Origin of the sequence: Paraburkholderia aspalathi, from assembly GCF_900116445.1 — a bacterium.
GTDB classification, from domain to species: domain Bacteria; phylum Pseudomonadota; class Gammaproteobacteria; order Burkholderiales; family Burkholderiaceae; genus Paraburkholderia; species Paraburkholderia aspalathi.
Genome location: NZ_FPBH01000080.1, coordinates 1 through 3,156 on the forward strand (window position 1 = coordinate 1; position 3,156 = coordinate 3,156).

The following is a 3,156-nucleotide window of genomic DNA, read 5'->3' on the forward strand; positions in this document are numbered from 1 at the left end:
GCCGTCCGGACATTGGGTTGTTGAATCACGGGACCCCACTCCCGTCGCATGAATCACCTCACCGTCAAGCCCATGATTGATCATGTATTCCCTTATCGTCTCCGCACGGGCCAGTGACAACGACTGGTTGACCGCATCCGGCCCGAGGCGGTCGGTATGGCCTACGACCGAAATGGACTGAACACCCCTTCGCTGCTTGATCCGCGCGATGACCTGCGCGAGGTTGGCCGCGCCGCCCGGCGAAATCGAAGCCAGACTGGACTGGCCGAAAGCAAACAGGGTGTCGGTTTGCAACACGAACTGATCAACCGTTTGCGCCACAGGTGCGGCCGGCTGCGTGGCCGCCGCTGCTGGGGTATCCGGCGCGCCACCACACGCGAAGGTCAGCCGCCGCGTGACATCGGATTCGTCATTATCCGGCAGGAGGCGTCCGACTTTCTGCACCGGGCGAACCGGCTCTCCCTGACATATCCGTTGGGCCACCTTCATACAGGTAGCAGGTCCTTCGAAGATCCCGTGACATTCGACCTGATGAAGCCGCGAACCGTCCGCGGCCGTAACCGTATATGCGTTAAACGTCGGCCCGGAAGCACTCGAACATCCCGCAAGAAAAACCAGGCTCAGCGACAAACTCCATCCAGAAAGCTGCTTCATTGTGTTCTCCATACTATTTTTTCGTACGTCCGGTTCGACGCACGATCACGTTGTCCGCACTTGAGCGAAGGCGTCTGCGCTCTACCATTGCATGGCCGCACCCATCCCGAAGGTTGTGCCGCCGGGGCTCATACCGACGCCTGCTTTCATCTTGATGTTCTCGGTGATACGAGCGGTTCCGCCGAGCGCGACGGCCTGATAGCCTCGGAAGCCCGCCGTGCCGACGCCAAATGACAACGTCTTGTCCTTGTCGACTTCTGGAATCATCGTCAATGCCGTCGCTGCGGCGATGCCGGAATAGGCATTGCGCGCGACGGAGTTGATTCCCGACTGCAGTTGGTCCACCCGTTGATCGGTATAGGCGTTGGCCTGTGCGAGCCCGGCATTGAGCTGGTCCACGTTGACTGCATCGGTCCCCTGCGTTCCCGCAGCCACATTTGCCACCTGCCGCGTATCGTTAAGTGAGCCGACGGATACCACGTTGCTTCGGCCTCCGTCCGTGCTGTTGGAACCCAGCGCCACCGAGTTATTCCCGCTCGCGGCCGCGCCGACGCCAACCGCAGTGGCGCCATTCGCGCTGGCTTGCGAACTGTTGCCGACCGCCGTGCTATTCGAGCCGGAAGCTACCGAGCCCTGCCCGCCCGCCGAAGAATTCGCCCCCGTGGACGCGGGCGAAGAACCCGGAGTGGACGAGAAGGGGGCACCGCCGCCGCCGCCGCCGCCGCCGCCGCCGCCGCCGCCGTTTTGATTATTGATCAGCGTGGTCAACTGCGTGGTGACTGCGGCAAGCTGGCTTACGTTGACCGCATCGGTGCCGGCCTTGCCGGCTGCCACACCGGTGATCTGCCGATTGCCGATATTGACCTCGCCCGCCGACGACTGCGGACTGCCCAGTCCGTACGCAATGTAGTTGCTCAACGCGCCAACCGTCGTCACCGATCCCGCGCCCAGCGCAACGCTGTTTGCCATCGACGCGCTCGCGCCTGAACCCATCGCGACCGCATCGATGGCGCTGCTTTGGGCCCCCGAACCGATAGCAATGCCGCCTGCATTCGCGGCCTTCGCGTTCGCCCCTTGTGCGATCGACTGCGCGCCGCTTGCGATGGAACCGCTGCCGAGCGCAATCGCGTCGGCCTGTGCCGCGTTCGAGCTTTCTCCGATCGCGACGCCGCCTGGCGCCGTCGCGTCGACAATGGCGCCGTTGCCGATGCCCACGCCGTTGTCACCGTTGACCACCGTCGTCGGTCCGACCGCAATCGACTGCGCGCCGACCGCGAGCGAATCAGCCGCCGTCGAATTCGCATGAAAGTACATTTGACCGGAAACGGCAAACGACGATAGCGCGCCCGCAAGCTGTCTGATCGTGACGGCGTCCTGTGCCTGCGTGCCATCCGCGACGTTGGTCAACTGGCGATACGTGTTGCCGGCCGCGCTGCCGAAAGAGACTGCGCCGAGCAGCGTTTGATCCGACGTGTTGAAGGGAATCGCATGGGTGCCGTTCGCAATTGAACCGATACCGGATAGAACCGCGCGATTGGACACCGATCCCGAGCCGATCGCGACCCCGCCGGCCACCGAGGCGCTCGACAGAGCGCCCAGCGCAAGCGCGTTGTCCGCCTGTGCGGAGGCACCGTTGCCGCCGGCGAAGCTGCTCACGCCGCTTGCCGTCGCCCCCACGCCCGCCGCCAACGCATTGGCGCCGGTGGCGCCATCGTTGTTGTAGTTGCCACCCTGCGTGCCGCCATCGTTGACGCTGTAGTAGTGCGTCTTGCTGGCCGTCACTACGCTGGCGAGGCTGCCGACCGCCTGATCCGTCGCATAGAGCTGCGAGCCGTTCACTGCGTCAGTACTGGTCGCATTCACCCGGCCTGCCGCCACATTCGTCACCGTGCGCTCGTTGCCTGCACTGCCCACGCTCACCGTGCTCGTCGGGGCGGTCCCCGCGTAGGTGTAGGCCGTGCCGTTGATCGTGTCGCCGGTCGTTGCCACTGCCGCAGCCGTGGTCGAACCACTGCCCAGCGCTACGGCATTGGCGTTATTGGCCACCGCGCCCTGACCCAGTGCCGTGCTGTTGGCGCCGGCTGCGGTGGCGGCCACACCTGCCGCAAGCGCGTTGGTGCCGGTGGCGCCGTCGTCGGCGTAGTTGGCGCCCTGTGTACCGCCGTCGTTGACGCTGTAGTAATGCGTCTTGTTGGCGGTGATCGTCGTGGACAGACTGCTGACTGCCTGATCGGTCGCATACAGCTGCGAGCCGTTCACCGCGTCGGTACTGGTCGCGCTCACCCGGCCTGCCGCCACGTTGGTCACCGTGCGCTCGTTACCCACGCTGCCCACGCTCACCGTGCTCGTCGGGGCAGTCCCGGCGTACGTGTAGGCCGTGCCGTTGATGGTGACACCCGGCGTCACCACCGCCGCGGCTGTCGTCGATGCGCTGCCCAGCGCCACGCTATTTGCGAACGTCGAGTTGGCCCCGGCGCCAAGCGCTACGGCGTCCGTGGCGCT

Annotated in this window: 2 protein-coding genes; both read right to left on the bottom strand. The window is 65.0% G+C overall.

Features of this window, described 5'->3' with window-relative positions:
• The coding region (locus BM438_RS44345; protein ID WP_093647885.1) for an OmpA family protein at window positions 1-654 on the bottom strand (654 nt) is incomplete at its 3' end.
• An 81-nt stretch (window positions 655-735) separates the two neighbouring features.
• The coding region (locus BM438_RS44350; protein ID WP_208620845.1) for a YadA family autotransporter adhesin at window positions 736-3,156 on the bottom strand (2,421 nt) is incomplete at its 5' end.